Here is a 16,908-nt window from a genome sequence, read left to right as displayed (position 1 = left end):
CATCAGCATCCGATAGGTCTCGGCCGGATCGCGGCTGTTCCCGACCTTCAGGGCGATGTCGTAGTAGCGGCGCGACAGTTCGGGATCGAAGAAGCCCCCGGCGCCTTGGCGAAGAGCTCGCCCGCGTCGGCCACCAGGGTGTCGGCCCACAGATAGGCGTAATAGCCCGCCGAATAGCTGTCGGAGGCGAAGATGTGGCCGAAGTGCGGGCTGCGGTGGCGCATGACCAGCTCGTCCGGCAGGCCGATCTCGGCCAGCACCGCCTTCTCGAAGGCGGCCGGGTCCGACGGCGGCGTCTCGGCCAGGTGGTAACGCATGTCGACGATGGCGCTGGCCAGGAACTCGACCGTGGCGAAGCCCTGGTTGAAGTGGCGGGCGCGGTCGACCTTGTCCATCAGCTCGCTCGGCATCGGGCGGCCGGTTTCGTGATGCAGGGCGAAGCGGCCGAGGATCTTCCGGTCCGACAGCCACAGCTCCCACATCTGCGAGGGGAACTCGAGGAAGTCGCCCGGCACATTGGTGCCTGAGACGGACGGATAGGCGACGTCCGAGGCCAGGCCGTGCATGCCGTGGCCGAACTCGTGGAACAGGGTGGTGGCGTCGTCCCAAGAGATCAGCGCCGGGCGGCCCGGCGCCGGCTTCACGAAGTTCTCGTTGTTGGAGACCACGGGGGCCACGGCGCCGACGAAGCGCTCCTGGCTGCGGATCTGGTTCATCCAGGCGCCCGAGCGCTTGCCGCTGCGGGCGAAGGGGTCGAAATAGAAGTAGCCGACGTGGCGGCCTTGGGCGTCCTTCACCTGCCAGGCGGTGACGTCGGGGTGATAGACGGGCAGGTCGGCCGCGACGATGGTCCAGCCGAAGTTGCGCCCCGCGGCCCAGAACATGGCCTCGCGCAGCTTGTCCAACTGCAGATAGGCCTTCACCTCGCCCTCATCGAGGTCGTAGCGCGCCTTGCGCACCTTCTCCTGATAATAGCGGTAGTCCCAGGGCGCGATCTTGATCCCGGCGCCTTGGCCGTCGGCCAGGGCCTGCATGTCGCGGACCTCTTCGTGGACGCGGGCGACGGCGGGACGCCAGACCTGCTCCAGCAGGGTCATGGCGCGCTCGGGCGTCTGGGCCATGGTGTTGTGCAGGCGCATGTGGGCGTGGGTCGGGTGGCCCAGCAGGCCCGCCCGCTCGTGGCGCAGCTTCAGGATTTCGGCGATCAGCGCCTTGTTGTCGTGGGCGTCGCCGTTGTCGCCGCGCATGACGAAGGCGGTCCAGACACGGCGACGCAGCTCGCGGTCGTCGGCGTAGGTCAGCACCGGATCGACCGAGGAGCGGGTGTTGACGATGGCCCAGCGCCCCTTGAGTCCGCGCTCCTCGGCAGCCATGGCCAGGGCGTCGATGAAGGCGTCGGGCAGGCCGCGCAGGGCCGCGCGGTCGTCGACGACGATCCAGGTCTCTTCGTCCGCCAGCAGGTTGCGGCGGAAGGCGGTGAATTTCTGCGACAGCTCCTGGCTGATCTCGCCGACCCGGATGCGGGCCGCGGGCGACAGTTCGGCGCCGCCGCGGATGAAGTCGGTGCGGTGCAGCCAGACGACGCGCTGCTGCTCGGGCGTCAGGTTGGACGTCTCGCGCGTCGCCTCGACCGCCTTGATGCGGGCGTAGAGGGCGGCGTTCTGGTTGATGGCGTTGGCGTGGGCGGCGAACAGGGCCTCCAGCTCGGACTGAATGGCGCGGAACTCCGGCGTGGACAGGCTGGACGACAGGACGCTGTAGATCGTTCCTGCCCGCTCCAGCGCGCGGCCGGAGGCCTCATAGGCGGCCACGGTGTTGTCGAAGGTCGGGGCCGCGCGGTTGGCGGTGATGCGGTCGATGTTGGCCAGTTGGTCCTTCATGGCCTGGACCAGGGCGGGCTTCAGGTGCTCGACCTTGACCTTGTCCCAAGGCGGAACCCCGCCGTTCGGACCGGGCCAGGGGGCATAGACTGGATTGCCGGCCAGGGCGGCGGCGTCGCGCACGAAGGTCACGCCGCCGATCGAGGCCACGCTGGGCCGGGCGGTCAGGAACAGGGAGGCGGCGGCCGAGGCGGCCAGCAGGCCGCGCCGCGACAGGGCGGGGGAAGTCGTCATCATGGTCTCCGGGTAATGGGTGCGCGATCAGGCCTTGGCCGTGCGCGTGTCGGGCGTCAGTTGTTCGAAGGTCAGCCGCCAGCGCTCTTCGGCGCGGCGGAACAGGTTGATTCCCTGGCCGCCTCCGCTGAGCGGCCGGCCGTCGGCCAGGGTCCCCTGATAGCTGTAGCGGAAGGCGCAGGCCGCCGCGTCGGGGCCGTCGATCAGCCATTCGGGATCGGTCATCTGATAGACCTCGTCGGGCAGGATGGACCAGGTGCGCTCGAACCCGGCGCGCACGGCGGCGATGCCTTCCTCGCGCCGGTCCGAGAAGACGAAGACGGCGTCGGGCGCGATGACGTGGCGTTCCAGCAGGTCGAAGTCGTGGCTGTTGATCAGGCCGCGATACAGCTGGAACACCCCTTCGGCCCAGCGGTCGTCGGGGCCGCGCGCGGCGACCCGCGTGGCGGGCAGCAGGGCGGCGCCGGCCGCCATCGTGAGGGCCAGACGCCGATTGAGGACGCTTTTCATCCGGCACACCTCTGCAAGGCTTTGATGCGGGGCGCCGGGCTTGTCGACGCCTGGTTCTGGGTTTGGGCGCTGAGGCGCATCATCTCGTATCTCTGAGTGCGCGGCGCGGCGCCGAAGCGGCGCAGGGCCTGGGCGATGGGCGAGTCCGCCGGCTCGTCGCCGACGCAGAGGCGGCGTCCGCGAACGCGTGCGGCTAGGGAGGCGATGATGGCCTCGGCCGCATGGCTGCTTTCCGCCGCCACGTCGATCAGCCGGGATACGCCGCCCGAGTTTTGCTCCACGGCATAGGCGGCAATTCCCATGCCTGAGCGCCAGCCGAGCAGGGTCAGCCGGTCGCGCACGACGGCGCGCATGACGTTGGCCTCGTTGCGCTGCCAGGGAGCGGCGCTGACCCCGATATGCAGCCGACGATGAAGATCGGGCAACAGCTCGGGTTGAAGGACCACGAGAGGATCGGCGCCCCGCCCATGGCGGGGCTGTTGAAGCTGAGCAGGCGGCGGCGGTCGACGAAGCCGGCCGAGGCGTAGAGCCGCCGCGCACGATTGGCGGTCATGACCTCAAGGCGCGTCTCGGTCACGCCCGAACCCTCCAGAATGCGGCACTGATGCCGCATCAGCGCCAGGCCGATGCCGGTGCGCCGATGGGCGTCGATCACGCCGAAGCCGCCAATCCAGGCCTCTGTTCCGGCGGCGGCGACGAAGGACAGGCCCACGGGCAAGTCGTTCGCGACTGCGACCAGCGAGAGGCCCAGATCGACGGCCGACATGGAGATGAAGCGCTCGAGTTCGTCTTCGGTGAAGGGCAGGGGGACGGGATAGTTGGCGTAAATCTCGCGCCACAGCAGGGTCAGTTCGCCCAGCGGCAGCACGTCGGCGGGATGGAAGTCGAGCGAAGGGGGTCTCACGCCAGGGCGCTCCGGTTGTCAGATGTCGAGAATAAGGGGGCGACGCCGTCCTGGCGGATGCGCTCCAGACGGGGAGTCTGGCCGGGGGACCAGGCTGGCAGGCGATGGGCCACGCGATAGGCCAGGGGATGCCCGCCTCGCCCTCGGCCGGGCGCGTCGGGCGCGGCGTGGCGACGAACTCGACCTCCAGGGCGTCATGCGCGGCGACGACGACGGCGTAGCCGTGGCCGCCCAGGTCGGCGAAGGCCAGGTGCGGGGCGACCTCGGGGTTGGACGCGGCCAGGGCGTCCTCGACCCGACCGGTGGTCTTTAGCGCGTAGCAGGCTCGCACGCCGTGGCGGACCGCCAGGTTCATGGCCGGCTGCACCGACCCGCCCGCGGCCGGGCGATGCAGATAGGAGGGCGACAGCGGCCGGTCCAGCGGCAGGGCCGCCTCGGCCGCCTCGAAGCTGGACGGCGTCGAGATGGAGCCGACCACGAACTCGGCCGCCGTCGGGCGATAGTCGCGCGGGGGCACGTCCGGGGACAGCAGGCCGGCGAAGAAGCTGTGCCGGTCCCCCACCAGGGTGGCGACATTGGTCACGCCCTCGGCCTCGAGGAAGGTCAGCAGTTCGCGCCGCTCGGCCGGATAGCCGCACCAGTCGTCCGTGCCGTAGAGGCCGTAGCCCTCGGACGGCCAGTCGGCCTCGACGCCCTCGACGCCCTCGGGCAGGTTCTGCCAGTCGGTGCGCCGGTGCAGCATGCCGACCGAATTGCCCCACAACTTCCAGCGCGCGGTCGAGCCGGTCAGCCGCTCTTTCAGCCACGCCTTCTGCCGGGCGCCCAGCATGCTGCCGGGCGAGGCGTCGCGGCGCGGGTTGGGCAGGTCCTGCCCGCCGAAACGGATCGTGTCGGGCGCGCCGCCGGGCATGGCGCGGCCGGCGTCCAGAGCCTCGACCGCGTCCTGGGCCGCATACCAGGGGAAGCCGCGCACGACGAAGGGGGCGGCGTCCGCCCGCTCGGCCGCCGCCTGCGAGCGGAAGGAGCGGTTGTCGGTCAGGATCAGCTCGACATTGGCGCCCCACCGCAGGGCGCGGTTGATCAGCAGGCTGTTGATCGCCGCCTGATTGTCCGCCTGATGCGACAGGCCGTCGGCGTCGAAATCGATCAGCGGCGCGTCCTTTACCGCCGGCGGCAGGAAGCGCCTCAACCCTTCGATGTCGCCGCGCACGCGGGCGGGGATGTATTCGAACCAGGCCTGGTTGGCCGCCGCCTTCAGGCTCTGGGCCGCGCGCGAGCCGTCGTAGTTGATCTGGCTCTGCCAGCAGCGGTTCGAGAACTCATGATTGTCCCAGACGCAGATGAAAGGCCACAGGGCGCGCGCGTCCTGGATGTCGGGATCGGCCAGATAGGCCTGATAAACATGGCGATAGTCGGCCACGGTGGTCGGGACCTGGATGGTCCCGACGCGGGCGCCGGTCGGCAGGGGGCCGATCTCGCGCACCGAGCGTCCCTGCAGGGTCGCCTGGTCCTTGGGCGACCAGATCATCTCATAGATGAAGTCGCCCAGGTGCAGAACGAAACGCAGCCGTTCGGCCTCGGGTTTGCCTGCGTCCTCGGCGATCATGCGCCGATAGGGCGTCGCGTAGCCCAGGTTGATGTTCTGGCAGCTGACGAAAGCGAAGCGGGCGGGCGCGGCGTCGGTGTCGGCCGGGGCGGTGAAGGTGCGGCCCGTGCGGCTGGCCCCGCCGTCGGCGTCGATGAAGCGGTACCAGTAGACTCGCCCCGGCTTCAGCCCGGCGACCAGCGCCCGGCAGGTCCAGTCGGCGGCTTCCAGCGGCGTGACCGCAGCGCGGGCGACGACGCGGCGGAAGCCCTCGTCCTCGGCCGCCTCGACGGTCAGGGCGCCGCCGTCCCGTCCCTCGACCGGCGGTCGGCGCGTCCACAGGATGACGCTGTCCGGCTGCGGATCCCCCGAGGCTACGCCCTGGGGGAAGCGCTCGGGCGCCGGACGCACGGCCCCCGATCCGGCGCGGACGGGGCCGGCGAAGACCACGGCGGCCCCGAAGGAGGCCGCAGCGGCGGCGAGGAGTTCACGACGGTCGGCAGCAGGCATTGTCAGGGAACCCGGTCATGAGTCCGCGCCGCTGCTGTCGGCGGTCATGCCCAGCAAGCGGCGCAGCCCCGGCGGATGAAGGCCGGCGATGGAGAGTTGAGGTGCGATTTGGGTTCGGTGAGCGGCAGGGCGTGAAGACGAAGCTCGGCCGCCAAGGCGTAATGTTCGTGGACCGCCAGATAGATGCTGTCGCTCCACAGGGCGTTACGGACCTCAGACAGGTCGTGAGCGAGCAGGCAGAGGAGATGTTCGGAGGCGTCGCAGGCCAATCGCAATGCAGCTCCCGGCCAGCGCGCCAGGACGCCTTCCGCCGTCCGCGAACGGATGACCTGATAGTCGCGGGCGCGGCTGTGCGCCTCGTCATAGACAATGCCCATGACCGCGACGCTGCGCGCCGCCGCCCGGGCGAAGGCAGGCGCCAGACGCGCTTCGACTTGCGGGAAGCAATCGAACAGCACCGTCTCGGTCGCCGCATCGATCATGGCCTCGGCCTGGGTCCAGACCTGCTCCGGCGAGCGAAGCTGATAGTAGCGATCCTCGGGCTCGGGCGACTTGAGCCGGGCCAAGGCGTCGGCAGCGGCGTGTACCTGGTCGGTGAAACGCCCTCTCAGGGCGCTGATCAGCTGATCCGGAGCCACCGCACGAAACGCGCGGGGCTCGCCGCCGTCATCGATGACGGCGCCCTTCTGCACCAGCGTCGATAGCGCCTTATAGGTATTGGCCTGCGCCTTACCGATGCCCTGAGCGATCCGATAGCCGGTCGACGGCCCGGCGCGCTGCAGCTCGCAATAGGCGAGCGCTTCGGTTTCGGTGAAGCCCAGGGGCATGAGGGTCTCTTCAGGCGACATGAACATAAGCCTAGTTGCGTTAGCTGCTATGGGAAGTGAAATCGGCGTAATGTCGTCGACACAATTTCATCATTACAGATTTCTCATTTGACGACTAGTCGATGCTACTAGTCATTATCGTCGTATGAAGATTTCCGCTCTCCTCCTATCCGCCGCGGTCCTGGCGACCGCCGTCCCTGCGCTTGCGGAAGCGTCCCCGTCCGCCGAGGCCTTGCTGCAGCGCCACGCCGCCTGGCGCGGCGGCAGCGCCTTGGACGGCCTCATGGGGCTCAGCTTGTCTGGAACGGTGACCACCGCGGGCCTGCAGGGCGTAACGCGGGCTTGGCTCGCCGTCGGCCCGGATGGCGTACGACGCTATCGGCAAGCGGATGAGCTGGGGCCGGTGCATGAAGAAACGGGCGCCACCGAGGTCGGGGGCTGGAGCCGCACAATGAGCGGCCAGATCGAGACCCTGTCGCGCGAGCAGGCCGATGAGGCGTTGAACGCCGCAGCCCTGATGCTGGGCCAGCTGCCGCGCGGCGCGCGTCCCAGAGTAGGCGCGGCTGAGGATGTGGACGGGCGGGCCTGTGTGCCCGTAGCGGCTGACGCCGGGCGTCAGCTCTACGAGTTGCTCATCGACAGCATGGACGGCGCCCTGTGCGGCGTGCGCGTCAGTGCGCCGGGCGAGAGCCGAACGGTCCTCTATTCCGATTGGCGCTGGGTCGACGGCGTACGTATGCCCTTCCATCAGGCGGTGGACGACAGCGACGATAATAATGACGGCCACATTGCGATCGACAGATTGACGGTGAACCCGGCGCTGGACGACGCCGTCTTCGCCCGGCCTGCGGCCGTGCAGGTGGTCCGCTTCGATCCCGGCCGCACGGACAGCGGGTGGCTGGATTTCGAGTTGTTCTCGCAGCGCCGCCTTTTCATCCCCGTGACCATCCAGGGCCAGACGGTCGACGCCATGCTCGACAGCGGGGCGGAGGTCACCGTCGTCGACCGCGCCTTCGCCGAGAAGATCGGGCTGGTCGGTCAGGGCGGGGTCACCGCCATCGGCACCGGAGGCAGCGAGACGGTCTCTATCGCGCCCGGCTTTGACGTGCGTCTGGGCGGGGCGGAGTTGAAGGGCGTGACCGTGGCGGTCATGGACCTGTCGCCGATCACCCAGGCTCTGGGCCGCCCCGTCCCGGTTCTGCTGGGCAAGGAGATGATGAACCAGGCGATCACCGACATCGACTTCGCCGCGCGGCGAATCCGTCTGGTGGCGCCCGACGCCTTCGCGCCGCCGCCGGGCACGATCGAACTGCCCTTGACGCCGGTCAACGGCCTGCGCGCCCTGCCTGTGGTCATCGAGGACGGCCCGACCGTCATGGCGATGTTCGACCTGGGCAACGGTACGCCGATCGCCCTGTTTCCGGGCTACGCCGCCGAGGCGCGGTTGGCGGAGGGACGGCGGGTCTCGGCCGTCATGGCGGGCGGGGTTGGCGGCGCGGCGCCGGCGGTTCTGTTCAACCTGAACAGCCTCAGCATAGGCGGTCATGTGTTCGAGAGCGTGCCGGCGACCGTGCGCGGCGAAGGCGTGTGGGCGCGCGAAGACGCGGCGGCCAACGTCGGCATGCCGATCCTGTCGCGTTTTCGCCTGATGATCGACTTCGGCGGCGACCGGCTGTTCCTGCTGCCCGGGCCGGACATGGCCAGGCCGCTGGCGCGCGACCGCTCGGGTTTGAACACCATCGTACGCGACGGCAAGCGCGTCGTCCGCTTCGTCGCGCCGGGCTCTCCGGCCGAGGCGGGCGGATGGAAGGCCGGCGACGTCATCGTCGACATCGACGGCGGCGGCATCGACCCCGAGAACCACTGGGGCGAGGCTGCGGCCGGGCGCACCGTGACCTTGACGCTGGAGGGCGGGGAGCGCCGCGCCCTGACCCTGGCCGACTATTTCTGACGCTTCGGCGCCGCACCCGACAGAACCGGATCCAACCGGGAGGAAACCGTGAAGATGAACCTGCGCACCGTCCTTGCCGCCGCCTCGGCGCTCAGCCTGCTGACCGCCTGCTCCAGCCCCGACGCGGGCCGGGCCGAGCGTAAGGCTCCCGTCTATGGGACGTTCGGCTTCGACGCCGCGGGCATGGATCGGACGGTGCGGCCCGGCGACGACTTCTTCGCCTTCGCCAACGGCGGCTGGGTCAAGACGACCGAGATTCCGGCCGACCGCTCGGTGTGGAACACCTTCGGCGTCCTGGCCGAGAAGGCCGACGGCCGGGTGCTGGAGCTGATCACCCAGGCGCGGGCCGGCAAGGACAAGGACGCCGCCAAGGTGGCCGACTTCTACGCCAGCCTGATGGATGCGGCGGCGGCGGAGGCCAAGGGCGTCCAGCCGATCCAGGCCGAGCTGGCGCGCATCGCCGCCCTGAACGACCGCCGCGGCCTGTCGGCCTATCTGGGCGGGGTGATGCGGGCCGACGTCGATCCGCTGAACGCTACCAACTACTACACCGACCGGCCGCTGGGCCTGTGGGTGGCCCAGGACCTGGACGAGCCCGAACGCTACGCCCCCTATCTGATGCAGGGCGGGCTGGGGATGCCGGACCGCGACTACTACCTGGACCCGGCCCCGCGCTTCGCCGATCTGCGCCGCCAGTATCAGGCCCATGTGGCCGCGACCCTGCGCCTGGCGGGCCTGGACCAGGCCGACGCGCGCGCCGCCCGCGTCATGGCGCTGGAGACCCGCATCGCCCGCAGCCATTGGAGCCAGCTGGACACCGGCGACGTGCAGAAGGCGAACAACACCTGGACCAAGGCCCAGTTCGCCCAGCGCGCGCCGGGCCTGGACTGGGACGCCTTCTTCGCCGCCGCAGGTCTGGCCCAACCGCAGACGATCAAGGTCTGGCAGACCGACGCCGTGACCGGACTGTCGGCGCTGGCCGCGTCCGAGCCGATGGAGGCCTGGCGCGACTACCTGGCCTTCCACGCCGTCGACCGCGCCGCGCCCTGGCTGTCCAAGGCCTTCGTCGACCAGCATTTCGCCTTCCATGGCCAGGCGCTGTCGGGTACGCCGCAGCAGTCGCCGCGCTGGAAGAAGGCGGTGGCGGCCACCAATGGCGCGCTCGCCGACGCCGTGGGCCGCATGTACGTCGCCCGCTATTTCCCGCCCGAGGCCAAGGCCGAAGTCGAGGCCATGGTGACCAACATCAAAGCCGCCTTCGCCCGCCGCATCGAGGGGCTGGAGTGGATGTCGCCTGAGACCAAGGCTGAGGCCCAGGCCAAGCTGAAGTCCATGCGCGTCGGCGTCGGCTATCCTGACAAATGGCGCGACTATTCCAGCCTGACGGTGCGGGCCGACGACGCCTTCGGCAATCTCGAGCGGTCGAGCCTGCTCGAATACCGCCGCCAGCTGGCCAAGCTGGGCCAGCCGGTCGATCGCGGCGAGTGGTTCATGGTCCCGCAGGAGGTGAACGCCCTGTTCGCCCCCTCGCAGAACTCCATCATCTTCCCGGCGGCCATCCTGGAGCCGACCTTCTTCGACCCGAACGCGGACCCGGCGGTCAACTACGGCGCCATCGGCGGGGTGATCGGCCATGAGATCACCCACGGCTTCGACAACCTGGGCTCGCAGTTCGACGCGCGCGGGCGGCTGCGCGACTGGTGGACGGCCTCGGACAAGGCGCGCTTTACCGCCGCCACCGACCTGCTGATCGCCCAGTACGACGCCTACAAACCCTTCGCCGACGCCTCGGTGAACGGGCGGCTGACCCTGGGCGAGAACATCGCCGACGTGGCGGGCCTGTCGGCGGCCTACGACGCCTGGAAGCTGTCGCTGAAGGGCGCCGAGGCGCCGGTGCTGGACGGCTTCACCGGCGACCAGCGCTTCTTCCTGGGCTGGGCCCAGAACTACCGCAGCCGCTACCGCGACGCGGCCCTGCGCCGCCGCCTGCTGACCGACGTGCACGCGCCTGGCCCCTATCGCGCCGACGCCGCGCGCAATCTGGACGCCTGGTACGCCGCCTTCGACGTCCAGCCCGGCGAGGCGCTGTACCTCGCTCCGGCCAAGCGCGTGCCGGTGTGGTGAGCGGAAGCTGAAACGAGAAAGAGGGGAGAGTACTCATGATTGACGCAAGGCGCATGAACCGGCGCGGCGTGCTGGCGGCGGGCTCAGGCCTGGCGCTGGCGGCCGCCACCGGCCCGGTCTGGGCGGGGGCGAAGGACGCGGACGCGCGGCTGGACGCCCTTTGGACGCCCAGCTTCAGGCCTGGCTGGACCGGGCTCCCGAACTGGTGACGGGCCTCGGCCTGGACGTCGGCGCGCGCGCGACCCAGCGCTTCAAGCTGGCCGACCGATCGCAGGCCGCGGCCGTGGCGGGCCGTGACAAGGCGGCGGCCGACCTGGCCGCCGTTCGCGCGGTCGATCCGGCGTCCCTCTCCCCGAGGCTCGCTTGAGCCGCGACATCGCCGTGTTCCAGCTGGAGTGCACGGCGGCCTATCGGGCCTTCCCCTTCCACAAGTCCGAAGGCTGGCGCGAAAGCCCCTACATCGTCAGCCAGATCGGCGGCGTCTATTCGATGACGCCGGACTTCCTGGACGCCCAGCATCCGGTGAAGACGGCGCAGGATGTCGACGCCGCCCTGTCGCGCATGGCCGCCTTCGCCAAGGCCCTGGACCAGGACACCGACCGGGCCGAGGCCAACGCCGCCGCAGGGATCGTGCCGCCCGACTTCCTGCTGGACGGCGCCCTGGCCCAGTTGAAGGCCCTGCGCGACGGCCAGGCCAGGGACAAGGCCATGATCCGCTCGCTGACGCGCCGCGCGCGCGAACAAGGACTGGACGATCCCGAGGCGGCGGCCGTCGCCCTGTTCGAGGGGCCGATCCGCCAGGCCCTGACGCGTCAGATCGCGGCCCTGGAGCGCCATCGCGCCCGCGCCGTCCACAACGCCGGGATCGGCTTGCGCCTGCCGGACCCCGAGGCCTATTACGCCCTGAACCTGAAGACCTATACGACCACGGCCTATTCGGCGGACGAGATCCACCGCATCGGCCGCGATCAGGTGGCCGAGCTGACCGGCCGCCTCGACGGCCTGCTGAAGGCCGAGGGCTATACCAAGGGCACGGTCGGCGCGCGGGTCGCGGCCCTGAACCGCGAGCCGCGCTTTCTCTTCGCCAATACGGACGCTGGGCGCGCCGAGCTTCTGGCCTATCTGGAGACCGAGATGGCGCGGGTCCGGGCGCGCATGCCCGAGGTCTTCGCCACCGTGCCGCGCGGCGGCTTCGAAATCCGCCGCATCCCGGTCGAGATCGAGGGCGGGGCGCCCGGCGGCTACGCCTCGGCGGGCAGCCTGGATGGGACGCGGCCGGGCATCTACTACATCAATCTGAAGGACACGGCGGACTGGCCGCGCTGGGGCCTGAAGACCCTGACCTATCACGAGGCGGCTCCGGGCCACCTGTTCCAGGGCGCCCTGGCGCGCGAGGCGGGGATTTGCCGCTCTATCGCCGCCTGACCGGCTTCTCGGCCTATTCCGAGGGCTGGGGCCTGTACGCCGAGCGGCTGGCCGACGAGATGGGCTTCTACGACGACGATCCCATCGGCCGCATCGGCTATCTGCAGAGCTTCCTGTTCCGCGCCGCGCGCCTGGTGGTCGACACCGGCCTGCACGCCAAGGGCTGGAGCCGCGAGGAGGCGATCCGCTACATGATCGCCACCGCCGCCGAGCCCGAGAACCGCGCCGCGCGCGAGATCGAACGCTACTGCGCCGCCCCGGGCCAGGCCTGCGCCTACAAGCTGGGCGAGATCGAGATCGCCCGCCTGCGGGCCGAAGCCGAGCGCCGTCCCGGCTTCTCGCTCAAGACCTTCCACGACCGCGTCGTGATGTCCGGACCGATGCCCATGACGGTGCTGGCGTCGCACCTCACCGCATCAACGTGAGCTGAAGAGCTCTACATTAGCAAAGGATCGACTTGATGAGAGTACTGCTCGTAGGAGCGGCCGCCGCCGCGCTTCTGGCTGCCGCCGCCTTGGCTCAGGACGGACATGATCACGCCTGCATTGACCAGGCGTGCAGCGTCTTCGATTATTCCAGACCCCGGCGGCGCAAGGCGGCGCCTCGGGCTGGCAGGGAACCGAGGCGCCGAAATACGGGACGTGGGGCTTCGACCTGTCGGGCCGCGACACCTCGGTCGATCCTGGCGACAACTTCTTCCGCTACGCCAACGGCGCGGCGGTTGATCAACTGACCATCCCCTCGGACCGCACCTCTTATGGCTCGTTCGCACTGCTGCGCGAACTGTCCGACAACCGCATGAAGAAGCTGGTCACGGATCTGGCCGCGCGCACCGACCTGGCCCCCGGCTCGGACGAGCAGAAGATCGCCGACGCCTACCGCGCCTTCATCGACGAGGCCCGCATCGAGGCGTTGGGAGCCCAGCCGCTGGCCCCCTATCTGGCCGCTATCCGCGCCGCCGACACCCATGAGAAGATCGCCGCCTACATGGGCCAGACGCAGGGCCGCGTGGGCGGCTCCTTCTTCGGCACCGGCATCACCATCGACCAGAAGAACCCGACCCGCTACGCCGTGACGACGGGCCAGGGCGGCTTGGGGCTGCCCAACCGCGACTACTATCTGGACGCCCGCTTCGCCGACAAGAAGGAGAAGTATCAGGCCTATATCGAGCGGCTGCTGACCCACATCGGCTGGGCTGACCCGGCCGGTTCGGCCGCCGCCGTCGTCGCCCTGGAAGATCGGATCGCCCAGGCCCACTGGACCCCGATCGAGAACCGCAATCGCGACAAGACCTATAATGAATACTCGATCCAGACCCTGGCCGCCGATGCGCCGGGCTTTGACTGGAACGGCTATTTCAACGCCGCCGGCCTGGGCTCGATCGACCGCTTGATCGTGCGTCAGAACACGGCCATGCCCAAGATCGCCGCCGTCTTCGCTCAGACGCCGGTGGCCACCCTTCAGGCCTGGCAGGCGTTCCACACTGCGGACGCGGCCGCTCCCTATCTTTCGCAGCGCTTTGCCGACGCTCACTGGGAGTTTCGGTATAGGGATCTGGACGGGCAACCGGAGCAAAGCAGCCGCGAGAAGCGCGCCATCAGCTTCGCCGAAGGCGCCCTGGGCGAGGCGGCGGGTCGTCTGTACGTCGCCGAATACTTCCCGGCCGAATCCAAGGCCAAGATGGAAGAGCTGGTCGCCAACCTGCGCACCGCCCTGTCGCACCGCATCGACAACCTGACCTGGATGGGCGCCGAGACCAAGGCGGCGGCTCAGGAGAAGCTGCAGAAATTCACCGTCAAGATCGGCTACCCGAACAAGTGGCGAGACTATTCGGGCCTGGAGATCAAAGCCGACGACCTGTTCGGCAATGCTCAGAGGCTGGCGCGCTTCGAATGGCAAGACGACGTATCGAGGCTGGGCCGGCCCGTGGATAAGGAGGAATGGGGAATGACTCCCAGACGGTGAACGCCTATTACAGCTCAGTGAACAACGAAATCGCCTTCCCCGCGGCGATCCTGCAGCCGCCCTTTTTCGACCCGGACGCGGACCCGGCCGTCAACTACGGCGGCATCGGCGGCGTCATCGGTCACGAGATCGGCCACGGCTTCGACGACCAGGGCTCCAAGTCTGACGGCGACGGCGTTTTGCGCAACTGGTGGACGGACGAGGACAAGGCCAATTTCGATAGTCTGACCGCGCGCCTGGGCGCCCAGTATGACGAGTTCGAGCCTCTGCCGGGTTTCCACATTCAGGGCAGCCTGACCATGGGCGAGAACATCGGCGACGCCGCCGGCACGGCCGTCGGGCTTGAGGCCTACCACCTGTCGCTGAAGGGCCAGCCGGCGCCGGTGATCGACGGCGTCACCGGCGACCAGCGGTTCTTCTACGGTTGGGCTCAGGTCTGGCAATCGAAGTATCGCGAGGATGCGCTGAAGAACCAGATCGCGCGGGGGCCGCATAGTCCGCCCGAGTACCGTGTCATCGGATCCGTTAGAAACGTCGACGCCTGGTATGATGCTTTCAAAGTCAAATCCGGCACGCGCTTCTACCTTAAACCGGCCGATCGCGTAAGAATTTGGTGATTACATAGCTCGCTAGTCATTACGAGCAGACTAGCCGTGAGGGGCGCTTCGATCCGTCATCGGAACATGCCCTGCACGGCTAGTCAGGAACCTGATTTCCGTGATGTGAGGTCGCCGGTGTCGCCGGGACTCTGGATATGCGGCAGTTTCTTTGGGCGATTACGCTCTGCGTAGCCTATGAACCACCGCCGCGGCCTCGCCCCAAGTAAACTCAGATGGGTAATTCGGGGGCAGGAAAAGTTCAATAAAAACAACGTGCGTGGCGGACAGGGTGGGATTCGAACCCACGGTAGGCTTCCACCTACGGCGGTTTTCAAGACCGCTGCCTTAAACCACTCGGCCACCTGTCCAGCGCGACTCGGCGCGCTCGCGTGCATAGCCGTAAAGCTGTCCGCAATCCAAGCGGAAAGCGCGTCAGGCCGGCCTCGCGGCTCGTGTGGAGCGGGTGACCAGCCAGATGCCGCCGCAGACCAGGATCAGCGCGATCAGATAGCTCCATTTGAACATCGACTCGCCCAGGAAGGCGGCGGACAGCGTCACGCCGAAGACGGGAATCAGGAAGTTGAAGGCCGCGATCAGGCCGACCGGATGGTGCTTCATCAGCACGCTCCATACGGCGAAGGCGATCGATGACAACAGCGCCAGATAGAGCAACAGCGCGGCCGAGGCGGCGTTCAGCGCCTCCAGATGGCCGCCCGCCGCCCACCCGGCGCCGGTCAGGGCGGCGCCGCCGATGAACAGCTGCCAGCCCGTCATGATCATGGGATCCAACTGGCGCGAGACGCGCTTGCCGTAGATTGAGGCCGCCGCCAGCACAAAGGCGGCGATGACGATGAAGCCTTCGCCCAGCAGGCTGAAGTCGAACCCTAGGCCGGCCCCGCCCAGATTGACGACGACCACGCCCAGAAAGCCGATCAGGCAGCCGAGCGCCTTTCGCCCGTTGAGGCGGTCGTCGGCATACAGATAGTGGGCCAGAACCACGCTGAAGAAGACGCTGGTGGAGTTCATGATCGACGACTTCACGCCGGTCGCGTGCGCCAGGCCGATATAGAAGAAGACGTACTGGATCGCCGTCTGCGTCAGGCCCAGCAGGGCGACCTGCGCCGTCTGGCGTGGCTCAAGCCTCAGCACCGGCTTCTTCAACGCGGCGGCGACGAACAACAGGATCAGTCCCGCCAGGGCGAACCGCCACCCGGCGAAAAGCAACTGGCTGGCGATATCGTCTTTCGCGATGTGCAGCAGGGCGTAGCCGCCCTTCACAGCGGGAAAGGCGCTGCCCCACAACGCGCAGCACAAAGTAGCGAGAATGAAGACGCCGGAACGGGTCTGATACAGCGATGGGGTCAAGATCGGCTTCAGCGAGCGGGAGGGAAGAAGGCGCGCGACGTTCCGCCGCGCTCATAAGCGCAAACGCGACGTTAACCAAACCGGAAACCGTTCGGCCGCATAAGCAAGGTCTGTCAGTCGGTCGGAGTGCGTTGAAACATGTGGGCCAGGATCCTGAGAGCGGTGGTCGTCGCCGCCGCCTTTTCGACCCTGGCGGCGTGCGCCAGCCTGGGCGGAGGGCGCGAGGCGCCGCTGAAGCCGCCTGTCGTCACGGACCCTGCGCCGATCGTTTCGGGAACCATGCGGCCCTATCAGATCCGCGGTCGCTGGTATCACCCGAAGGAACAGCCCAACTATGACGAGGTGGGTCAGGCCTCGTGGTACGGCTCCTATCACCACGGCCGCTCGACCTCGACGGGCGAGCGTTTCGACATGAACGGCCTGACGGCGGCTCACAAGACCCTGCCGCTGCCCAGTCTGGTTGAGGTCACCAACCGGGCGAACGGGCGTCGGGTGATCCTGCGCGTCAATGATCGCGGCCCCTTCGTCGACGGGCGAATCATCGACCTGTCGCGCGGGGCGGCTGAGGAATTGGGCCTGCTGAATCAGGGCGTGGGCGAAGTGCGGGTCCGCTATGTCGGCCGGGCCCCGCGCCAGGGCGGCGGGACGCCGATGCAGCGCGCAGAGGCGACGCCGGCCCGCGCCGACGCCGCGCCGAGCCGAGACGCGGGGCCGCGCCCTTATTATGAAGTCGCGACGGCGCCGCCAACCGCACAGGCGCCTGCGCCTCAGCCTGTTCCGTCTTACGCTGCTCCTGCCGCCGCCTATTGGGTGCAGGCCGGGGCCTATTCGGATCGGCGCGGCGCGGATCAGGTCGCGCGCCGCCTCGGCGACCGAGCCTCCATCCAGAACCTCGATCGAGACGGCCGGACCCTGTTTCGCGTCGTCGTCGGACCCTGGCCCGATGCGACGGCCGCGGAGCGCGCGCGTCAGGCCGTGATTGCCCGCGGTTTCAGCGACGCCCTGTTGATAGGCGGCTGACGGGTCTTG

General features: G+C 68.8%; 11 protein-coding genes, 1 tRNA gene and 2 pseudogenes. 7 read left to right on the top strand and 7 right to left on the bottom strand.

The window, feature by feature from the left end:
* Positions 1-47: 47 nt before the first annotated feature.
* From V8F63_RS13700 to V8F63_RS13680, 5 genes are all read right to left on the bottom strand, one after another.
* Positions 48-2,117: a M3 family metallopeptidase gene (locus V8F63_RS13700; RefSeq protein WP_392353677.1), complete on the bottom strand. Its 2,070-nt coding sequence runs from the start codon at positions 2,115-2,117 to the stop codon at positions 48-50.
* A 24-nt stretch (positions 2,118-2,141) separates the two neighbouring features.
* Positions 2,142-2,624: a nuclear transport factor 2 family protein gene (locus tag V8F63_RS13695; protein WP_392353675.1), complete on the bottom strand. Its 483-nt coding sequence runs from the start codon at positions 2,622-2,624 to the stop codon at positions 2,142-2,144.
* Positions 2,621-3,070 carry a hypothetical protein gene (locus V8F63_RS13690; protein WP_392353673.1) on the bottom strand — a complete coding sequence of 150 codons (450 nt, stop codon included), beginning with the start codon at positions 3,068-3,070 and terminating at the stop codon, positions 2,621-2,623. Before V8F63_RS13690 ends, V8F63_RS13695 begins: the two co-directional genes overlap by 4 nt.
* Before the next feature lie 111 nt (positions 3,071-3,181).
* On the bottom strand, positions 3,182-5,623 hold the full coding sequence (locus tag V8F63_RS13685) for an alkaline phosphatase D family protein (RefSeq protein ID WP_392353672.1): 2,442 nt from the start codon (positions 5,621-5,623) through the stop codon (positions 3,182-3,184).
* A 44-nt stretch (positions 5,624-5,667) separates the two neighbouring features.
* A complete protein-coding gene (locus V8F63_RS13680; protein WP_392353670.1) occupies positions 5,668-6,450 on the bottom strand; it encodes a helix-turn-helix domain-containing protein in 783 nt (260 codons plus the stop codon).
* A 232-nt stretch (positions 6,451-6,682) separates the two neighbouring features.
* Between V8F63_RS13680 and V8F63_RS13675 the strand changes: the two genes are divergently transcribed.
* From V8F63_RS13675 to V8F63_RS13650, 6 genes and pseudogenes are all read left to right on the top strand, one after another.
* Entirely contained in the window at positions 6,683-8,401 is a 1,719-nt protein-coding gene (locus tag V8F63_RS13675) for an aspartyl protease family protein (RefSeq protein ID WP_392353668.1), read from the top strand.
* Between the two features lie 54 nt (positions 8,402-8,455).
* Positions 8,456-10,525: a M13 family metallopeptidase gene (locus V8F63_RS13670; RefSeq protein WP_392355105.1), complete on the top strand. Its 2,070-nt coding sequence runs from the start codon at positions 8,456-8,458 to the stop codon at positions 10,523-10,525.
* Between the two features lie 35 nt (positions 10,526-10,560).
* Positions 10,561-10,734, top strand: coding sequence for a hypothetical protein (locus V8F63_RS13665; RefSeq protein WP_392353666.1), 174 nt, complete (start codon positions 10,561-10,563; stop codon positions 10,732-10,734).
* Positions 10,686-10,892 (top strand): hypothetical protein, encoded by a 207-nt coding sequence (locus V8F63_RS13660; protein ID WP_392353665.1) that lies wholly within the window; start codon positions 10,686-10,688, stop codon positions 10,890-10,892. The genes V8F63_RS13665 and V8F63_RS13660 overlap by 49 nt, the downstream gene beginning before the upstream one ends.
* A 14-nt stretch (positions 10,893-10,906) precedes the next feature.
* Positions 10,907-12,375: pseudogene (locus V8F63_RS13655) on the top strand (DUF885 family protein).
* Between the two features lie 35 nt (positions 12,376-12,410).
* Positions 12,411-14,532 (top strand): annotated as a pseudogene (locus tag V8F63_RS13650) (M13-type metalloendopeptidase).
* A gap of 260 nt (positions 14,533-14,792) precedes the next feature.
* On the opposite strand, the gene V8F63_RS13645 reads toward V8F63_RS13650, so the two are convergent.
* Positions 14,793-14,882: transfer RNA gene (locus V8F63_RS13645), tRNA-Ser, on the bottom strand.
* 64 nt (positions 14,883-14,946) lie between these two features.
* Positions 14,947-15,879, bottom strand: a complete 933-nt coding sequence (locus V8F63_RS13640; protein WP_253121129.1) for a DMT family transporter — start codon at positions 15,877-15,879, stop codon at positions 14,947-14,949.
* Positions 15,880-16,017: 138 nt separating this feature from the next.
* On the opposite strand from V8F63_RS13640, the gene V8F63_RS13635 reads away from it, so the two are divergent.
* Complete coding sequence (locus V8F63_RS13635; RefSeq protein ID WP_392353664.1) at positions 16,018-16,899, top strand: septal ring lytic transglycosylase RlpA family protein; 882 nt, start codon at positions 16,018-16,020, stop codon at positions 16,897-16,899.
* The last annotated feature ends 9 nt before the right edge of the window (positions 16,900-16,908 follow it).

Origin of the sequence: Brevundimonas sp. LF-1, assembly GCF_037055305.1 — a bacterium.
Taxonomy (GTDB): domain Bacteria; phylum Pseudomonadota; class Alphaproteobacteria; order Caulobacterales; family Caulobacteraceae; genus Brevundimonas; species Brevundimonas sanguinis.
Note: the sequence above shows the minus strand (reverse complement) of the source record. Positions and strands in the feature narration are given on the sequence as shown.

Excerpts from the sequence above, each read along its gene's own strand:
- V8F63_RS13680 (WP_392353670.1), bottom strand. The coding sequence starts at position 6,450 with ATGCCCCTGGGCTTCACCGAAACCGAAGCGCTCGCCTATTGCGAGCTG.
- V8F63_RS13635 (WP_392353664.1), top strand. The coding sequence starts at position 16,018 with ATGTGGGCCAGGATCCTGAGAGCGGTGGTCGTCGCCGCCGCCTTTTCG.
- V8F63_RS13685 (WP_392353672.1), bottom strand. The coding sequence starts at position 5,623 with ATGCCTGCTGCCGACCGTCGTGAACTCCTCGCCGCCGCTGCGGCCTCC.
- V8F63_RS13700 (WP_392353677.1), bottom strand. The coding sequence starts at position 2,117 with ATGATGACGACTTCCCCCGCCCTGTCGCGGCGCGGCCTGCTGGCCGCC.
- V8F63_RS13665 (WP_392353666.1), top strand. The coding sequence starts at position 10,561 with ATGATTGACGCAAGGCGCATGAACCGGCGCGGCGTGCTGGCGGCGGGC.
- V8F63_RS13695 (WP_392353675.1), bottom strand. The coding sequence starts at position 2,624 with ATGAAAAGCGTCCTCAATCGGCGTCTGGCCCTCACGATGGCGGCCGGC.
- V8F63_RS13670 (WP_392355105.1), top strand. The coding sequence starts at position 8,456 with ATGAACCTGCGCACCGTCCTTGCCGCCGCCTCGGCGCTCAGCCTGCTG.